Below are 18,849 nucleotides of genomic sequence, written 5' to 3' on the forward strand. Positions count from 1 at the left end.
GTCTCCATTTTAAAGAAATTGGCCCTGTTTAGCCTGGCCGTGTTTTTCCACGAGATTATTTGATCCTTTCCGACAAACACGGCTCGGCTGTGGCAAACGAATCTGGTGCCGGAAGCCCTTGCGTCCGTCGTCTTAGTTGAGTACCAGCCGTGCTGCCGCTTCCGGGTTGATGGGGAACGACCCGGGCCCATGTCTTCGTCTTTCACTGGATCGCAATCGAGGAATTTGGGCAGGTCCACCCTCAGATGAACCGGATGAGCATGGCCGACGCGAGATCCGAATTTCCCGCTCGTACGACGGCGGGTCCGCTGCCATCCTCCATCGCTAGTTCTTATATCCCAGGGCCCTACCATCGCGACCACGCCGCTTTGTGCGGGGATTGAAGCGGGGTCGCATAGCGTTCCTTCGCTTTTGGCCATCTTTGCTGAGGCAACGGTCCTTTTCCATACTGCGAGATCGTAAGTGTGAGGCAAGTTGACCAGTTACGAATGCCTCAGCCAAGGCGTAGCGACTACGCGATTTGCATCGCCACCGCTACCTACTTCGATCTTTCTCGCTTCCGACGTGTTGGCCTGAGCGGGCTCGAATTGCTGTTTCCGGGGCATGTGTCGGTCCTGGTTGAAGTCTGCGCCCGTGGTTGCGAGGTGGTTTCTCGGCGCGGTCTGACACAACCCGGTGAGTCCGCAGACTGTTTTCGTTGAAGCTCCGTGTCTTTGATGGTTGCGTCTATGCCGTACTGGGCTTCTCGACAGCCCGTGGAGTGAAGTCGTCTAAGTGCTCGTGAGTACGTTGGGTCTTGAACCACACCACGCATTGGCGGTCGGCACCTCGACCTGGCCGACGTCACGCCAGGGCCCTTTGCGGCGGATGACTTCGTTCTTGAACGGCCCAATGGTGTCTCGGCCAGCGCGTTGTTCCAGGGCGTCACTGACCGTGCCGAGCAAAGGGTCCGCCTTCGTCAATGATCCGCTTAGTGAAGGCCACCACCGAGGTGCATTGAGTGCCGGGGTCGATGTGCGCTATCAGCCCGCGCAAGTTGGTGTTTACCTTCCCGGGGGGCGAGTGAAAAAGTCGTGCTCCACGAGGTCGGTAGTCATTAATCTAACCGCGGCAGTCGACGGACCCAGTGGCTGTCGGCGTCGAGGACGAATGCCACGTTGGCGAAGCCCATCGACGTCCACATGTGGGTAAAGTCAGCTACCCACAACCAGTTTGATACACACGCGTAAATTGCGGTCTGCCCCCAATCCGGACATTCGAGATCGCTTTGCTCGGCCAGGGTGGTCTTGTGCGTGGCCCCCGTATCGCACCCTTGCAACCCAGTTCGCGCCCGATCCACTCCACCGACCAGCGGGTGACATCATGGGCCTGGCCACGCGGCCAGATCCACAACGCGCCTGAGCCCAACGCCTGGACTAAGCGACTACTCTTCTTGCCTTCCCCTGCGGCGGTGATGAAAAGCTTGTATTCCGACGAAAATCGCTGCCGCATTTCACATCTCGTTGGCCCGATAGGCTCGGCGATCTCCGTCGGCAGCGCCCTGTTCTCTTGGCTACCTGTGCCCTCACAGCCGGGCGCTAGTCGGCATCGCCTCCCAACGTAAGAACAGGTCCGCAACGTCTCTGCGCCGCCTATTCAAAACGCCCGTGACCCGGGTAATCGTCGCCCACTGCGAAAGGTACTGCGCACGCACTCGATCGGCGGTGCGCGCGGCGGGCTCAGGTGGCTTTGGTGCGGGTACCTACTCGGCTAGTCGCCTTGCATGGTTTTCGGCTGCATCGTTTCCAGGAGCGGTGTTCAACGCTGAGATGAGCTGTGGCGGTGAGGGGCTGGGGGTGAAGTGGACGTTGCTCCGAGGTCTTTTGGTCAGCTTCGGTAGTCGCTGGCGGGCAATTGGGGTAGCGATTACGCGTGACCGTGCTCGCCTAGCAGGGTGTGCTTAAGGCTGGATCAGGGCCGTGCATCGGCTGAGGTGATGGGAAGCGAGAAAGATGGCGACAAGTTCTGTGTTCGACCCCGAGACTCAGTTCGAGAAGGCAACCGCTCGCGGTCCTCGGCTATCGGACGGTGTGCGGGTTGCCGACCTGATCGACCTCGAAGAACGCACTGTTTGCGCCAGACTCCACTCGGATGAAGAAATCTACCGCCTGGAGATGGAACGCATCTTTGGCCGGTGTTGGATCGCTGTGGCCCACGAAAGTGAGATCCCCAACCCGGGTGATTACGTCACCAGAGCCATCGGCGAAGACCCGGTTATCGTCTCGCGCGACCGCTCTGGAGGCATCAACATCCTGTTAAATACGTGCTCTCACCGCGGCATGAATGTGTGCCGAGCCGAAATGGGCAACACAAAGTTTTTCCGCTGCCCGTATCACGCGTGGAGCTACGACGCGACTGGGCGTCTGGTGAGCGTGAGCGCCGAACAGGAAATGTATGACGGCGCGCTGGACAAGGAAAAGTATGGACTCCGGCGGGCGCGCGTAGCTACCTACGCCGGCATGGTATTTGGGACTTGGTCTGAGGAAGCCCCACCGCTTAAGGAGGAGCTTGGCGGCATCACTTTTTACCTTGATATGGCGTTCAACCGGTCACGAAGCGGTCTTGAGGTGCTCGGACCTCCGCAACGGTGGACTTTCGATGCCAACTGGAAACTCGCGGCAGAACAATTTTCAGGCGATGCCTACCACACTGTGATGTTGCACAATTCGCTTGCCGAGCTGGGCGTGTTTCCAAAGGATCCGGCCGCGATTCTCCTCGGGGTTAATGTCGGCACCGAGGGCGCACACACCTTGAGATGCCTAGACATGGAAGGTGTCATGGCGGGATTGGGTGCGGCGGCGACGGAAGGCATGTTTGATCAGGCGCCCCCACCGGGGATGGATGCCGAGCTGGTCGCGCAAGTAACGGAGGTCCTCAGCACCGAGCAGGTGAACGCGTTCATCAAGACTCCACCAGTGGTGGGGCAGGTTTTCCCGACGCTTGCATGGATCAACATGTTGCTACCCAACGCGGCTTCTGAAATCAAAGGCGGAGTCATCACCTTCCGTACCTGGGTTCCCCGGGGTCTTGACCACATGGAAATCATGTCGTGGACTCTTGTCGAGAAAGACGCTTCCGAAGAGATCCGTCGAGCCACAGCGCGGTCAACGATCCAAACCTTCAGCGACAGCGGCATCTTCGAGCAAGACGATGCCGAATCCTGGGCTGGCGTATACCGAGCGATCCGCGGAGCACAGGGCCAAAAACAGCGCCTTCTTTACTTCTCCACCTGCGGTGAGCCCATTAAGGAAAATGGCTGCCTCACCTGGCCCGGAATGGGACGCGACGATATTCAATGGCTGTTTTGGAAGCGCTACCGAGAACTGATGGAGAACTGACATTCACTCTGTTCCCCAAGGCAGACTTCGGGAAATTTCAATGGAACACACGTGCAGTGGCTAGCGCCATCGTCGGTGAGACCGCGGGCTAGAGAGGAATACTCGTAATGCAAAGCGTGGCAACCGGGCAGTCGCCCAACGAACCGATGGCGCGCACCACTCAGCACCCACGACCCGAACCCGATTCCTTGCCTGCACTCGCCTACTCGGACCCAAGGTTCGCCGCGGCTCAGCAATTTCTGACCCGCGAAGCGTTCCTCCTCGATCATGGACGCTTCCACGAGTGGATGGAAATGCTGGACCAAGATCTCGAGTACCGCATGCCGGTACGGGTCACAGCGTGGCGCGCCGACGGCGAAGGATTCACCGACGCAATGCATTTCGACGATACCTACGCATCGATGCAAGGCCGAGTCGCCCGCCTTGACACTGGCTACGCCTGGGGCGAAGACCCGCCCTCAAGAACCCGTCGATTCATCAGCAACATCACCGTTACCGCGCCAACACACGACGACCACGAACTGCACGTAGTCAGTTACCTGCTGGTCGCACGCAGTCGATGGGACAACCCCACCTACCAATTCCTTTCCGCCGAACGGCGCGACCTGCTACGTCAGGCGCCCAACCACCACGGAAAGTACAAACTACTGAACCGCGAGATCCTGGTTGACCAATCCAACCTCGGAACCGTCAACCTAGCCATCTTCCTCTAAGGACACATGAGCACCGTCGATGCCTCCGCCGGCCGACCCGATCTCCTGGACCGTCAGCACGCCGGGCGCGGTGCCGCTTCTATCACCCCTGCCCTGCTTACCGGGGTCCAGGCAATCGCTCGGGCTCTGATCGAACAGCGGGCCCGCGATCGTCGCCATGGGCGGAACACGGCGACGTTCGTCTCCGGCTACCAGGGCTCACCACTGGGCGGCCTCGACACGCTACTAGCGGGGATGGAAGGGCTTGAGGAGCAGCATGCCATCAGGCTCATTCCTGGGGTCAACGAAGAGATCGCGTCGACCGCGGTCTGGGGTAGCCAGCAAACCCTTCCGACTGGCTCCAGGACCGTCGACGGGGTCGTCGGTGTCTGGTATGGCAAGGGCCCCGGACTCGATCGGGCGTCGGATTCGATCCGTCACGCCAACCTCTACGGCACCGATCCCCGTGGCGGGGTCGTTGCCTACGTCGGTGATGACCCCGCCTGCAAATCCTCGACACTTCCCTTCGTCAGCGACGCCGCACTTGCAGCTCTCAACATCCCGTTCTTCTATCCACGGAATGCTGAGGAGATCGTCGAACACACGATGCTTGCCGTCGAGCTCTCGCGGGCCAGCGGCTGCTGGGTCGCTGTGAAGATCGTGGCGGACGTCGCCGACGGGCTGTGGACTCTTGAGCGAGATTTCGCCGATCTCCACATCTCGATCCCGGAAGTCGAATGGGATGGTCGACCTTGGCGGTACCGCCAGCGCAGGGTCACCACGCCCGGTGAGAGTGCTCTCGCTGAAACGGACCTCGTGGGACCACGGTGGAAGATGGTGCAAGCGTTCCTGGATGCCAACCTGCGCGAACCCATCCAAGATGGCACCGTCACCGCACGGGTTGGCGTTCTCGCTGCTGGCGCTCCCTACGACTCCACGCGGCAAGCGCTGAAGGATCTCGGGCTCCACGACGATCGTTCTCCAACGCCGGGGATCCGGCTGATGCAGGTGGCGGCGCCCTTTCCTCTGAGTACCCGCCAAGTCGTCGATTTCGCTAAAGGTTTGGACCTTGTCTTTGTCGTCGAGGAGAAAGGCAACCTGCTCGAGTCACAGGTCAAGGACGCGCTCTATCAGGTCGAGCGACGGCCAACCGTCGTCGGTAAACGCGATGATCGGGGCCGAGCGCTCATCCCCGCCGACGGTGAGCTTGTTGCCGCAAGACTGCACGGCCCGCTTCGTCGAGTCCTACGGTCATATCTCGAGATCCGACCAGAGCCACTGCATCGAATCGAACTCAGTGTCCTGCCCACACACCGTATTCCGTACTTCTGCTCCGGCTGTCCCCACAACCGATCAACGGTGGTGCCTGAGGGGTCCTTGGCAGCTGGTGGAATCGGATGCCACACTTTGGCATCAGTGTCGGCGCGGTCCGACGCAGCGATTACTGGCTGGACTCAGATGGGCGGCGAAGGTGCCCAATGGATCGGGCAATCGGCGTTTACGGACGTCGAGCATGTCTTCCAGAATGTCGGTGACGGAACGTTCTTCCACTCGGGCCAGTTGGCTCTGCAAGCTGCTATCGCCGCCGGTGTAAACGTGACCTACAAACTCCTTTACAACGCGGCTGTGGCCATGACCGGGGCTCAGGATCCGCAGGCCGGTCTGCCGGTTCCTGCCTTGACGAGAAAATTAATGGCCGAGGGCGTCAAGCAAATCATCGTCTGCGCTGACGAGCCGGACCGCTATCGTGGCACCAAGTTTGCGAAAGGCGCCACGCTGTGGCCCCGCGAACGGCTCGACGAAGCGCAGCGGAGGCTACGTGAGGTCAAGGGCGTCACCGTCTTAATCTACGACCAGCAGTGCGCGGCGAACGCCCGCAGACTGCGCAAACGCGGAAAGCTGCCTACTCGCACGACTCGTGTCGTGATCAATGAAGCCGTCTGTGAGGGCTGTGGTGACTGCGGGATCAAGAGCAACTGCTTGTCGGTGCAGCCGGTGGAGACGGAGTACGGCAGAAAGACCCGTATCGAGCAGACGTCTTGCAACACCGACTATTCCTGCTTGGAGGGCGATTGCCCAAGCTTTGTGACCCTCGACGTCGGCCGCTATCGAGGCGACACGAAAGCGCGACGCGCACCCACTCGGCCCAACCCACCCGACGTCACTGACATCAGACCACGATTGACCGACACCGACATCTTCCTGGCGGGTATCGGGGGAACGGGAATCGTAACCGTCAACCGGCTCCTCGCCGACGCTGCTCTTCGTGCCGGCTACCACGTTGCAGGCCTAGACCAAACCGGCCTCAGCCAGAAGGCGGGCCCAGTGGTGTCCCACCTCCGTATGCGAATCGACGGCGCGGCTCTGACCAACCGGGTAGGCGAAGGCTCCGCCGACCTCTTTCTTGCCTTCGATCTGCTAGTAGCCGCCGAATCAAAGTTCGCGAAGTACGCAGATACCACGCGCACAACGATCGTGGCGTCGACAAGCAAGACCCCGACCGGCGACATGGTGTTCGATGCCGGCGTCGCCTACCCAGATGACCGGCTTTTTCTCGATCGACTGCGCGAGCGGTCGACAAGACTGCTGACCGTCGACGCGTTGGCGGTGGCCAACGATGTTATGGGATCGACGACTGCGGCCAACCTCCTTCTCGTTGGCATGGCATTCCAAAGCGGTGCACTTCCGATCCCAGCGCATCACATAGAGGAGGCCATCAGATCGAGCGGTGTCGCTGTTGCCGCCAACATGGCGGCCTTTCGGTGGGGCCGGGCGATTGCCATTGACGGGGCCAGTGCGCCCCCCCAGAAGCGAACCGCCCAGCGGCGGCCAAACGCCGTGGTGGACTCCGCAGTCGCCGCGGGCGGATTCAGCGGGGAGACCCTACGGCTGGTCCAGATTCGGGCGCAGAATCTGGTCGACTACCAGGGCACGCGGCTCGCGCTCACCTACATCGGTGACACGAGCGCTGTCTGGAAGGCCGAGCGTCGGCTCGGCGACAGCACAAGCCTAAGCGAGGCAACCGCGCGCTATCTCTATAAGCTGATGGCCTACAAGGACGAGTACGAAGTCGCGCGGCTGCTCACCGACCCGGACTTCATCGCCCACGCGGAGTCTCAGGTGCCCGGTGGACGACAGCTCACCTACAGGCTGCATCCGCCGATTCTGCGCGCCCTGGGCTTGAAGAGAAAGATCGCTCTCAAGCCTTGGACGCGCCCGATGCTGCGTCTGCTCGTGCGGGCGCGATTCATCCGAGGCACCGTGGTCGACCCGTTCGGCTACGCGCAGGTGCGCCGAGTCGAGCGAGCGCTGATCGATGAATATCGCGCCCAGCTCCACACCAGCATCGCGTCACTGTCAGCCGAGTCGTACGAGAAGGCGGTGGCATTGGCCGAAGCGCCCGACCTGATCCGCGGCTACGAGGACATCAAGTTAAACAGCATCGTCCGCTATCACGAACGAGTGAACGAACTGAACTCCGCATGACCATCACGCAATAAGCCCAAGAGCAATCGAAACACTCGCTCGCTGCGGACCAGTCGACCGCAAAGTTAGATCCATCGCGCTGGACATCCGTTCGCCCGCCGCCCGCAGACTCCTCGGTTGTGATCTGCGCCGGGGGCGCCGCCGTGGACGGGTGGACTCAGACTCAGGCACGCAAATACGTCTTGGCCGTGCCCGCACCAATTAGCTCGGCGACGGTGCTGAATCACTGACGGCTACCTGCTCTGAATCGCGCGGACCGCTGGCCCTGTTCACGACGGGTCGGTTCTGGCCTGGTCTTCAACCGTCGCCAACAGGCTCTATCGGCGGTGCGCGCGGCTGAGTGCGGTCACCTGATTTGGCCCCGGTTTGGTCGCTCGTCGTCACGAATGTCGACCCCACCGCAGTCGTGTCCCTCATCTGCTGGTGGGTGCGGCGGGTCTTCACCAATGTTGCCCCACCCTGGTTGCGATCTTCATGTCGATGTTGCTGACGTGGAGGTCGGGAAGTGGCGAGGTCACGGGTGGAAGTGTTCGAGCAGATCCGCCGGGATCACCGGCTGGAAGGGCTGTCGATCCGGGAGTTGGCCGAGCGGCATCGGGCGCACCGGCGCACGGTGCGCCAAGCGCTGGCCTCAGCGCTGCCGCCGCCGCGCAAACCGTATCGGCCACGACCTCGCCCAGCACGCCGCGATCGTTGATGGGTGGTTGATCGCCGACCAGCAGGCTCCCCGCAAGCAGCGTCACACCGCACGGCGGATCTGGCAGCGCCTGGCCACCGAACACGGTGCGACATACTCCGAGGTCACTGTGTCACGGTACGTCGCTAAACGACCAATCGAGTTAGGGCTGACCAGGATCGAGGTCGCGGTTCCGCAGACTCATCTGCCCGGTGCTCAGGCGGAAGTGGATTTCGGGGAGTTCTGGCCCCACATCGGCGGCGTGCTGGTGAAGTGCTGGATGTTCGTGATGCGCTTGTCCTGCTCGGGCCGGGCCTTCCACGTCGCGTTCACCACCCAGGGCCAAGGCGCATTCCTGCAGGGACATGTGTTGGCGTTCAACCACTTCGGCGGAATTCCAGGCCGGATACGGTATGACAATCTCAAACCCGCGGTCATCAAAGTGCTCAAGGGCCTTGATGAGGTCGGGTATGTCCAGATTGACCCCCGCAGAGCGGAGCTGCTGTTTCAGATCATCACCGAGCGAGAGGAACAGCAAGTATCGCGCTGGCCAGCAATCTGCCGTTCAGCGAATGGGGAGCCGTATTCCCCGACCCGCGGCTGGTCGCCGCGATCGTCGACCGCATCACCTCAACGCCCACATCCTCGCAACGGGCACCGACTCGTATGGTTTACGCACCTCGAAGAGGAGCCCGCGCAGCAAGGGCAGGACAACCTAGGGTGGTCGCTGCCAAATTCGTTGTGTCCCAGCATCAACGAATCCCACCGACCGATACAGGTCCGCAGCGAAGTAGTCGGGATCTGCAACGATCACCAGCGTTTCGACCCCCATGGGCGTCGCTGCGTGGTGCGCAGCTTCGGTCAACAGTGCACGGACCAGACCGCGGCGCCGACAATCCGGGTGGGTCTCGACGTGCTGAAAGCGCCCCGCACCAAGGCCATCACTGAAAACGCCGAGACCGGCACACATGTGATCATCGCGGAACGCCCCGAACCACGCGCCATGGCCCTGGTCACAGAGCGTTCGCAATTCGCCGTGCCGGCGCCGGCTGAGGCATTCATCGGCGTTGGGATACACCTCCCGCCGGAGTTCAAACGCCGCCGCCCAACAGCATCACCATCGAGTCGTCGAATAAAGAAACCCGTAACCGCCGAACACGACTCAGACAGTCGATTCCAATCTAAAGCTAGGACACACTGCGCTCATGTGTGAAGCCGGCAGATCGAAGAGCGTCGACCGACGACTGCGATGCGTCTGCCTGATCAGCACCCAAGACGACATGCCCCGAGCCGATCTCCCGCTGGAATACCGCCACGCATTCTGCAAGCGAGCCACCATCTGGCAGATTTCGAAGAAGCAAGAAATTCCCCCGGCGACACTCCGGATTGCCGGGCGTGCGAACCGCCACAAACCCATGCCCCTCAACAACAACCGCACCAGACAGCCGTCGCAGCATCAGATCCGTCTCCCAGCCTGGCGACCACCCCACGCCCGCCAGCCTACGCAGCACCAGCCACGACAAGTCCGCTCAGATATATCACGCGGAGGGGGCCGAAATTCACGCCGAATCCCGGAGCCAACCGACTTGACGAAACGCGCGCGGCGGGTGTTCCACGCTGAGATGAGCTGTGGCGGTGAGGGGCTGGGGGTGAAGTGGACGTTGCTCCGAGGTCTTTTGGTCAGCTTCGGTAGTCGCTGGCGGGCAATTGGGGTAGCGATTACGCGTGACCGTGCTCGCCTAGCAGGGTGTGCTTAAGGCTGGATCAGGGCCGTGCATCGGCTGAGGTGATGGGAAGCGAGAAAGATGGCGACAAGTTCTGTGTTCGACCCCGAGACTCAGTTCGAGAAGGCAACCGCTCGCGGTCCTCGGCTATCGGACGGTGTGCGGGTTGCCGACCTGATCGACCTCGAAGAACGCACTGTTTGCGCCAGACTCCACTCGGATGAAGAAATCTACCGCCTGGAGATGGAACGCATCTTTGGCCGGTGTTGGATCGCTGTGGCCCACGAAAGTGAGATCCCCAACCCGGGTGATTACGTCACCAGAGCCATCGGCGAAGACCCGGTTATCGTCTCGCGCGACCGCTCTGGAGGCATCAACATCCTGTTAAATACGTGCTCTCACCGCGGCATGAATGTGTGCCGAGCCGAAATGGGCAACACAAAGTTTTTCCGCTGCCCGTATCACGCGTGGAGCTACGACGCGACTGGGCGTCTGGTGAGCGTGAGCGCCGAACAGGAAATGTATGACGGCGCGCTGGACAAGGAAAAGTATGGACTCCGGCGGGCGCGCGTAGCTACCTACGCCGGCATGGTATTTGGGACTTGGTCTGAGGAAGCCCCACCGCTTAAGGAGGAGCTTGGCGGCATCACTTTTTACCTTGATATGGCGTTCAACCGGTCACGAAGCGGTCTTGAGGTGCTCGGACCTCCGCAACGGTGGACTTTCGATGCCAACTGGAAACTCGCGGCAGAACAATTTTCAGGCGATGCCTACCACACTGTGATGTTGCACAATTCGCTTGCCGAGCTGGGCGTGTTTCCAAAGGATCCGGCCGCGATTCTCCTCGGGGTTAATGTCGGCACCGAGGGCGCACACACCTTGAGATGCCTAGACATGGAAGGTGTCATGGCGGGATTGGGTGCGGCGGCGACGGAAGGCATGTTTGATCAGGCGCCCCCACCGGGGATGGATGCCGAGCTGGTCGCGCAAGTAACGGAGGTCCTCAGCACCGAGCAGGTGAACGCGTTCATCAAGACTCCACCAGTGGTGGGGCAGGTTTTCCCGACGCTTGCATGGATCAACATGTTGCTACCCAACGCGGCTTCTGAAATCAAAGGCGGAGTCATCACCTTCCGTACCTGGGTTCCCCGGGGTCTTGACCACATGGAAATCATGTCGTGGACTCTTGTCGAGAAAGACGCTTCCGAAGAGATCCGTCGAGCCACAGCGCGGTCAACGATCCAAACCTTCAGCGACAGCGGCATCTTCGAGCAAGACGATGCCGAATCCTGGGCTGGCGTATACCGAGCGATCCGCGGAGCACAGGGCCAAAAACAGCGCCTTCTTTACTTCTCCACCTGCGGTGAGCCCATTAAGGAAAATGGCTGCCTCACCTGGCCCGGAATGGGACGCGACGATATTCAATGGCTGTTTTGGAAGCGCTACCGAGAACTGATGGAGAACTGACATTCACTCTGTTCCCCAAGGCAGACTTCGGGAAATTTCAATGGAACACACGTGCAGTGGCTAGCGCCATCGTCGGTGAGACCGCGGGCTAGAGAGGAATACTCGTAATGCAAAGCGTGGCAACCGGGCAGTCGCCCAACGAACCGATGGCGCGCACCACTCAGCACCCACGACCCGAACCCGATTCCTTGCCTGCACTCGCCTACTCGGACCCAAGGTTCGCCGCGGCTCAGCAATTTCTGACCCGCGAAGCGTTCCTCCTCGATCATGGACGCTTCCACGAGTGGATGGAAATGCTGGACCAAGATCTCGAGTACCGCATGCCGGTACGGGTCACAGCGTGGCGCGCCGACGGCGAAGGATTCACCGACGCAATGCATTTCGACGATACCTACGCATCGATGCAAGGCCGAGTCGCCCGCCTTGACACTGGCTACGCCTGGGGCGAAGACCCGCCCTCAAGAACCCGTCGATTCATCAGCAACATCACCGTTACCGCGCCAACACACGACGACCACGAACTGCACGTAGTCAGTTACCTGCTGGTCGCACGCAGTCGATGGGACAACCCCACCTACCAATTCCTTTCCGCCGAACGGCGCGACCTGCTACGTCAGGCGCCCAACCACCACGGAAAGTACAAACTACTGAACCGCGAGATCCTGGTTGACCAATCCAACCTCGGAACCGTCAACCTAGCCATCTTCCTGTGAGCGCTGCAAAGCCGGATTGATAGAGAGACGCGGGACGGACAATGGGCGGATTAGAAGCGAGTGGGGTGCTGCTAAGTGGCGGCGGCTCCGGTCTAGGCCGCGCGCTCGTTGACCGGTTCCTCCGAGAAGGCGCCAACGTCGCCTGCTTGGAATACAACACCGCCAAGGTCAGCAGTCTGCGGGCTGAGTTCGGCGATTCTGTGCTTGCCGTCGAAGGCGATATCCGTGATCCGGCGGCCTCTGAGTCGGCCGTTGCTGATGTATTGCGGAGTTTCGGTCGTCTGGATGCTCTCATTGGAACAGCTGCCGTCGCTGACATCGTCCCATCATTCAAGTCTTACGATCGAGAAGACGTTTTGCCGGTGTTCGACGAGATCATGAGAACTAATGTGGCAGGCCACATTTTGCTCGTGACCGCAGCGCGAGAAGCACTTGAAGCCTCCGGTGGCAGCGTCACCCTTACGTTGTCGACGTCTGCTATGTACCCCGGCACGGGTCCTATGTATTCGGTGTCGAAAGCCGCGCTGGCGATGGTGGTAAAGCAACTCGCGTTCGAACTTGCCCCGCGAGTTCGCGTAAACGGAGTGGTACCCGGCACGATCCGCGACAGCGGTATAGGCGGGCCAAAAGCACTGAATCAGCAAGACGCTACGGCGTCGGAATTCTTGCCGGGATTCTACGAGGCCGCTAAACGTATGGTTCCACAGCGCAGATGTCCCAACGCTGCGGATTACACCGGCATCTATGTGTTGCTGGCTTCGAAGACAGACGCGGGTGTGGCGACCGGCGCCATCGTCAACTGGGACACCGGTTTGGGCATGGTTGGGCACGGCATGGCGCTGGCCCCGGAGCTCGATCAATAAGGAGGTTTCGAAGAATGTGCATCGCGAGTCTTGGCTATCTCGGAGTTGAGACACCGGATCCGGCGATCTGGACTACTTTCGGTCCCGAGGTTCTGGGGCTGACCGTATCCCGGACGGGAGACGACGGTTCGGTCTACCTGCGCGCTGACCTGCGCCATCATCGGATCGCGATTCACCCTGGCGCGGAGAGCCAAGTTGCCTACGTGGGCTGGGAAGTCGCCGGCGAGTCCGATCTCGATGCGATGATCGAACGGCTGGACCAGGCCCACGTAAGCTGGCAACCCGGTTCGGTCGCCGAGTGCGCCGAGCGCAAGGTCGAACGGTTCGTCAGATTAGAAGACCCTGCCGGACTCCCTCACGAAATTTTCTACGGGGCGCTCGTGTCCTACGAGGCGTTCGTTCCGGGCCGGCCGATACAGGGCTTTGTGACCGGTGATCGCGGGCTGGGTCATGTGGTTTTTATCGTTCCGGACGCTACCGCAGCACACAAGTTTTACACGAAAGTGTTGGGCTTCAAGTTGAGCGACATTGTGGATACGGTCTTTCATACTCCCGGGTACTTTTATCATTTGAACCGTCGGCATCACAGTCTGGCGATTTTGGAGGCCCCGAATAAGGTCGGGCTCCATCACCTGATGCTCGAACTGCAAGACCTCAATGATGTCGGCACGGCCTACGACATCGTGCGCGATCGCGGATACCCGCTGTCCATGGAGTTCGGCCGACACTCGACCGATGAGGTGGTGTCGTTCTACTTCGTTACCCCAGCAGGTTTCGAGATCGAGTACGGCTGGGGAGGTCGAGAGGTTGACGACGCCACGTGGCACGTGGTGCGAGCTGATCGCGGCGAGCTATGGGGCCACCGGGTGGTGGGCCCAGGGCTGCCGCCAACGGTCCGCCCCCTAGATGCCACGGCGGCAGACAGATGATCTTGCCAGACGCGGGCGGCGGCACGCTGCGGTCCCGGGCCCGGCACCGCACCTGAGGAGAACGTCCCATGTATCAGCCGCTGGCCGTGTCCGCATTGGCAATGCTCGCCGTTGGGGCATTCTTGGGCACACCCACTGCGCAGGCCGACAACGACAACAACACGCTCATCCCGAATAACAGGCGTCTCAACGACTCAGTGGTCTCCAACGTCTTCACCATGCAGCATCAGGCTGGGTGCACTAACGACGTGCGGATCAACCCACAACTGCAACGCGCGGCCGAATGGCACGCCAACGATGTGCTCAACAACCGCGATCTCGATGGCGACATCGGCTCGGACGGGTCCACACCACAGAGCCGCGCCAACGCCGCTGGCTACCGCGGCCAGGTAGCTGAAACGGTGGCGATCCATCCTGCCATCGCGATCAGCGGCATCGATCTGATCAACCGTTGGTTCTACGACCCCGCGTCCTCTGCCATCATGTCCAACTGCGCCAACAGCCAGATCGGGGTGTGGTCGGTCAACAGCCTGGACCGCACCGTCGTGGTGGCCGTGTACGGGCAGCCGCAAAATCCCCCCGACACGGCAGGTCAAAACATCCCGACCGGCCCGACTCCCGACTACGACGCCAGCGACGAGATCGAGTACGGGATCAACTGGTTCCCCTGGATTCTGCGGGGCGTCTACCCGCCGCCCGCCCACCCTCCGAATTAGGTGGTGCGCCTTGTGCATTGGGGCATCCGTGCAGATCTCAGCATCCGGGAGGATCGCCTCGTGTGCCTCGAGACGGAGGAGTCAACGAAGTGCCTGCCGGTCCTGATGATCAACGACACCATCGCCGATCGGCTGATTCGGGCTGCATCGCTAACGCGGTGCGCCGCGCGCCGCTGAGGGGGCAGCTGGTGGGCCGACCGCTGCCTGACTGTTGACGACGGTCGAAAAGTAGGCCAGAAGCGACGGGGTGGTTTCTAGGGACGGTTGCAACACTTCTCTAGGTTCTGGAGGTTGTGTTGACATCGTCGCGTCGGGTGAAGAAGGGGCCGGGGCGTCGCCCGCTCTAGGCCAAGCGTCAGCGGTTCATGGAGTTGCGGGCTAGGGGGTGGAGCGTGCGGGCCGCGGCGCGTGAAGTCGGTACCGACGATCCCGACTTACGACTGCAGAATCAGATTGGCGTGAAATCGGAAATCAACCATCTCGAACCAACTTTGTCGAGGGTCACCCTGACACTGGAGCTAGTGGTGGTGGGCGCGTCGTTGCCGATGATGATCGTCTGGTTAACGAAAACTAGGGTAACTGCATGGTTTGGGGTTGCCGATACCGCTGCTGCAGCCCTTACCGTAGCGACAGACGTGACCTTTTTCTCCCTCGCGCCGGGGATCACCACGTCGTCCACCAGCGACCTGTAGGAGTCCCGAAACTTGCCGGTGAGACGGTCGCCGGCGGCCTTCAGGTCTTTGTCCACGCTGTCCGGTTGGTAAGTCAACATGGCAATGGTGCTCTCGGTTGCGGCTTGCACCGATTGCCTTCTGGCAGCGTCGGATTCCCGCGCTACACCGTCCTGCCATTTTAGATATCCTGCCGCCAACGTCAGCAGTATGGCAATTATCGGTAGGACGGTGAGACCGACCATCCGCATCCACGACTTCCCGGCTCGCCGCCTCGGCGGGTTGGATGTATCGGGTTCGCTGGCCTCCGTTATCACGGGGTCTTCGCTCTCGGTTACAGGTTCGTCCTGAGTAGTGGATGACTCACGGGAGTTGTCGTTCTTGACAACCAGCGTGTCGCTGCCCGAGCGGTGCCCATCGGCGTCCTCTGCGGCGTCGGCCTCGGGCGCCTGCATGCTCTCGGGCTTGGTGGCGTCTCCCCTAACCTTGTGTTGGGTACTCATGGCACAAATTGGACGTTGGAAATTTTGGCGGTCTCGCCGATCTTCTGCACATCGATTCGCATCCGCCATAGACGTGGTTGTTGATCAGTGGCGCCAACGTTAGATGTTTTCACCGAGACGGCCACCAGCACCCGGGCGTGGTCGCCGTCGACCGACTCGAGGGCGGCTTCAGTGACCGTGCCCACCGCCTTGGATTGCACCTGCTTGACAACGTCGATGAAAGGCTGGGAACGCTTTCGAAAATCGTCTAAGAATTCCCCCGTCGACGATTCCAAGATGCGCTGTATATCCTTGTCGACCTCCGTGTACTCAATCGTGGTCAGGTTCACCGCCCCCTGACGAGCTGCCTGGAGGTAAACCGCGTCCCGCTGTTGATCGCGTCGTGACTCGAAGAAACGAAATCCCAACCACCCCACGACAATGACCAGTGCGAGCACCATCGCCATTCCGGCAGCCGCCGAGTACCGCCACGGCGAGGATCTGTGGTCTCCCGAGTTAGTGCGATCGCTGGACTCGTGATCGGCGGCACCGCTGCCGGTTGCGGACTCGGGATCCGGTTTATCCGCGGTGGAATCCGCCGTATGGATCAGACGGTCGGAATTGTCAGTGTCGGCGTCCACGTCGCTCCTTCCGCGCCGTTGGCGCTAAAGTTCCCTCGGCGGCGGGAGCTGATGGCGAACCGATCGCCCGTCCGCCGTCTCCGCCAGCTGCCGAGTGCGTTGTTCTGGTGACTAGTCGACCAATTCCCTCAATCTCGCTGACGATCTCCTGTCCTGGCTTGAGGAACCGCTGAGGCGATTGGGCGAAACCCACTCCCGCCGGTGTTCCGGTGAAAATCAGGTCCCCTGGCAGCAGTGGGCACACAGCGGATAGGCGCTCGATCAGGGCGCCGACGGAGAAAATCATCTCCGAGGTCCGCGCTGCTTGGACCAACTCGCCGTCAATTGTGCAAGTGATGGCAAGATCGTCGGGATCGGGGAATTCGTCGGGCGTCACCAGGAATGGCCCCAACGGCCCATACCCGGGGTACGACTTGCCCAGGCTGAATTGGCGCGTTGAGTCAGCGAATTGGAGCGTGCGCTCGGAGATGTCCTGGCCGATTGTGAGGCCGGCAACGTAACCCCAGGCGTCGGCGGCCCTCACTCGATGGGCCCGCCGAGCGACCACTGCGACCAGTTCGACCTCCCAGTCTGTCGTGTCGCTCGCCAGTTCTACGACGATATCGGGACCCACAATGCAGCTCGGAAACTTCGTGAAGGTGGTTGGCGTCTGAGTCGGCGCAAGTCCAGTCTCGTTTGCGTGACCGCTGTAATTAAGGCCGACCGCGAAAACCTGCCGCGGTTGCGGCACCAACGCTCCCAGTTTGGTTGGCCCGTGAGCACACTTCCCGAATGCGTTGATCGTGTGGCCCCACGCGAGGAAGTCATCCCAGCGGTCATATACACGCTGGATGTCGCTCTCGAAACGGCCACCGCTGGCGTGTGCGACATCGACAGGTCCACCGTTGGAAAATGTGGTGAGACGGCCTTCGACGTTGGCTACATACATGTGTTCTGCCCTTTCGTGTGCCGTTCAGTGGTCTTGAGGGGGCAGTAGCATCGTCTGCCACGTCTGCTGTCCCGGACGATTGCGCGCTAAGTCGGATTGTGTATATAGGTGCCCGTCTGGTCCGACGTATGTTCCGGTGGCCGGGTCATATTGGGAAACCGCGAGCGGCGCCGGCGGGGGTTCCCCAGTTTGTCCGGCAGCGGGCGGCGTGCCGGGTGGCAGCTCCGGAATGCCCGACCCGGTGTAGGTCGCGTTCGGGTCGCCCTTCCAGTTCAAACCGTCATTGAGGGGAACGTACTCTTCGTCGCTTTCACACATCTTGGCCGTGGGGGCGCGTTTGCCCGGCTTGGTCTCGCACGGCGTGTTGCGGACGCCGCGGACGTTAAACGGCGAATCCTGAGGAATCCTGCAGTAGATATCGCCGGCCGGGCGATCTGGCCAGTCCTCGAAGGCCCCGCTGCGTTGCTGCTGGACGGGCAAGAACCCTGTGGTACAGGGGGGCGGAAAATTGAGGTTGAGGTTGAAGCTCAGGTAGCTGCCTCGTAGACCCTGCTTCGTATTCCGGTTGGCTAGGTTGATCCCTTGAACGGCCTCAACACCGCGAGGCAGCAATACCAGGATCTGCTCAAGGTTGGGCCGATACGTAACCGCCACTGCGTCAATGCTGACTAGGTTGGCCAACACGATTGGCAGGCTGACCTGCAGCCGGTCCAACAGAGCGCCGATCTCACCGAGTGCCGGGCCGCCGTTGCGCAACACCCCGCGCAGGTCGCGGTCGTGGGATTGCAGCTGGTTGGTCACGTTAGCCAGGTGTGCCGCCCATGCCTGCACTGAATTGGCGGTGCTGGTCTGCGTGTCGAGCACCGGCGCTGCGTTGTCGATGACATTGGTCAATTCGGCAAGATTGTTGTTGGCGTCGATCGTCAAACTGGTCGTCCCGGTGACCAGCCGCGAGAGTTCCGGCCCGAGCCCGCCGAAGGCAACGTAGGCCTCGTCGATGGTCGTTTTTAGGTTATCGTCCGGGATCGCGATGAGGCCACGGTTGACCGCATCGAGCAAGGTATCGATGGGGGGCGGCACACTGGTGTCTTTGCGGGCAATGATGTCACCGTTTTTGAGCGGCGGAGCGTCGCCGCGCGGCAACAGCGCGACATACTGTTCTCCTGCCGCCATCATGCTATGCACCTCGGCCCGTAGGTTCGAGGGAATCTTTACCTCTGACCGTAGGGACAGCACTGCGTCGACGCCCGAGTTCGTCAGGTGAATCTCCTTGACCTGCCCGACCTCGACGCCGTTGTAGGTTACGTTTGCTCGTGGGTAGAGGCCACCCGCCGCTGGCAGTTGCGCGGTCACCAGGTAGCGGCCCGCATCAAACAGCAGGGTCGGCAAGTGTACGTAGGCGACGAGTGTCACCGCGACGGCGGTGGTCGACACCACTAGCAGTACTGCAATTTGAATCCAGTTCCGTCGACTCATGCGCATTT

At 61.0% G+C, this 18,849-nt stretch carries 13 protein-coding genes and 2 pseudogenes; 11 read left to right on the top strand and 4 right to left on the bottom strand.

Features of this window, described 5'->3' with window-relative positions; translation table 11 throughout:
• Positions 1-2,006 precede the first annotated feature (2,006 nt).
• The 11 genes and pseudogenes from H0P51_RS21105 to H0P51_RS21155 all read left to right on the top strand — a co-directional run bounded on the left by H0P51_RS21105 (position 2,007) and on the right by H0P51_RS21155 (position 14,643).
• Positions 2,007-3,377 carry an aromatic ring-hydroxylating oxygenase subunit alpha gene (locus H0P51_RS21105; RefSeq protein ID WP_180914822.1) on the top strand — a complete coding sequence of 457 codons (1,371 nt, stop codon included), beginning with the start codon at positions 2,007-2,009 and terminating at the stop codon, positions 3,375-3,377.
• Between the two features lie 107 nt (positions 3,378-3,484).
• A complete protein-coding gene (locus H0P51_RS21110; RefSeq protein WP_213016708.1) occupies positions 3,485-4,090 on the top strand; it encodes an aromatic-ring-hydroxylating dioxygenase subunit beta in 606 nt (201 codons plus the stop codon).
• Between the two features lie 6 nt (positions 4,091-4,096).
• Positions 4,097-7,555, top strand: coding sequence for an indolepyruvate ferredoxin oxidoreductase family protein (locus H0P51_RS21115; protein ID WP_180914823.1), 3,459 nt, complete (start codon positions 4,097-4,099; stop codon positions 7,553-7,555).
• A 505-nt stretch (positions 7,556-8,060) separates the two neighbouring features.
• Entirely contained in the window at positions 8,061-8,252 is a 192-nt protein-coding gene (locus H0P51_RS28660; protein WP_246398127.1) for a hypothetical protein, read from the top strand.
• Positions 8,253-8,685: 433 nt separating this feature from the next.
• Positions 8,686-8,950: pseudogene (locus tag H0P51_RS21125) on the top strand (ATP-binding protein); the annotation flags it as partial.
• A gap of 1,101 nt (positions 8,951-10,051) precedes the next feature.
• The gene (locus H0P51_RS21135) at positions 10,052-11,422 is read left to right on the top strand and encodes an aromatic ring-hydroxylating oxygenase subunit alpha (RefSeq protein WP_180914822.1); all 1,371 of its coding nucleotides are present in this window, start codon (positions 10,052-10,054) and stop codon (positions 11,420-11,422) included.
• Positions 11,423-11,529: 107 nt separating this feature from the next.
• Positions 11,530-12,135: an aromatic-ring-hydroxylating dioxygenase subunit beta gene (locus H0P51_RS21140; protein WP_213016708.1), complete on the top strand. Its 606-nt coding sequence runs from the start codon at positions 11,530-11,532 to the stop codon at positions 12,133-12,135.
• Between the two features lie 41 nt (positions 12,136-12,176).
• A complete protein-coding gene (locus tag H0P51_RS21145; RefSeq protein WP_180914825.1) occupies positions 12,177-12,998 on the top strand; it encodes an SDR family oxidoreductase in 822 nt (273 codons plus the stop codon).
• Between the two features lie 14 nt (positions 12,999-13,012).
• Positions 13,013-13,120: pseudogene (locus H0P51_RS29295) on the top strand (hypothetical protein); the annotation flags it as partial.
• Between the two features lie 81 nt (positions 13,121-13,201).
• Complete coding sequence (locus tag H0P51_RS21150) at positions 13,202-13,927, top strand: VOC family protein (protein WP_180914826.1); 726 nt, start codon at positions 13,202-13,204, stop codon at positions 13,925-13,927.
• Between the two features lie 68 nt (positions 13,928-13,995).
• Positions 13,996-14,643, top strand: a complete 648-nt coding sequence (locus H0P51_RS21155) for a CAP domain-containing protein (protein WP_180914827.1) — start codon at positions 13,996-13,998, stop codon at positions 14,641-14,643.
• Between the two features lie 448 nt (positions 14,644-15,091).
• On the opposite strand, the gene H0P51_RS21160 is transcribed toward H0P51_RS21155, so the two are convergent.
• The 4 genes from H0P51_RS21160 to H0P51_RS21175 form a co-directional block, all read right to left on the bottom strand.
• Positions 15,092-15,817: a hypothetical protein gene (locus H0P51_RS21160; RefSeq protein ID WP_180914828.1), complete on the bottom strand. Its 726-nt coding sequence runs from the start codon at positions 15,815-15,817 to the stop codon at positions 15,092-15,094.
• On the bottom strand, positions 15,814-16,257 hold the full coding sequence (locus H0P51_RS21165) for a mammalian cell entry protein (RefSeq protein ID WP_180914829.1): 444 nt from the start codon (positions 16,255-16,257) through the stop codon (positions 15,814-15,816). The genes H0P51_RS21160 and H0P51_RS21165 overlap by 4 nt, the downstream gene beginning before the upstream one ends.
• Before the next feature lie 163 nt (positions 16,258-16,420).
• A complete protein-coding gene (locus H0P51_RS21170; protein WP_180914830.1) occupies positions 16,421-17,365 on the bottom strand; it encodes a fumarylacetoacetate hydrolase family protein in 945 nt (314 codons plus the stop codon).
• Between the two features lie 24 nt (positions 17,366-17,389).
• Positions 17,390-18,847: an MCE family protein gene (locus H0P51_RS21175; RefSeq protein WP_180914831.1), complete on the bottom strand. Its 1,458-nt coding sequence runs from the start codon at positions 18,845-18,847 to the stop codon at positions 17,390-17,392.
• Between the last annotated feature and the right edge of the window lie 2 nt (positions 18,848-18,849).

Origin of the sequence: Mycobacterium vicinigordonae (genome assembly GCF_013466425.1) — a bacterium.
Taxonomy (GTDB): Bacteria; Actinomycetota; Actinomycetes; order Mycobacteriales; family Mycobacteriaceae; genus Mycobacterium; species Mycobacterium vicinigordonae.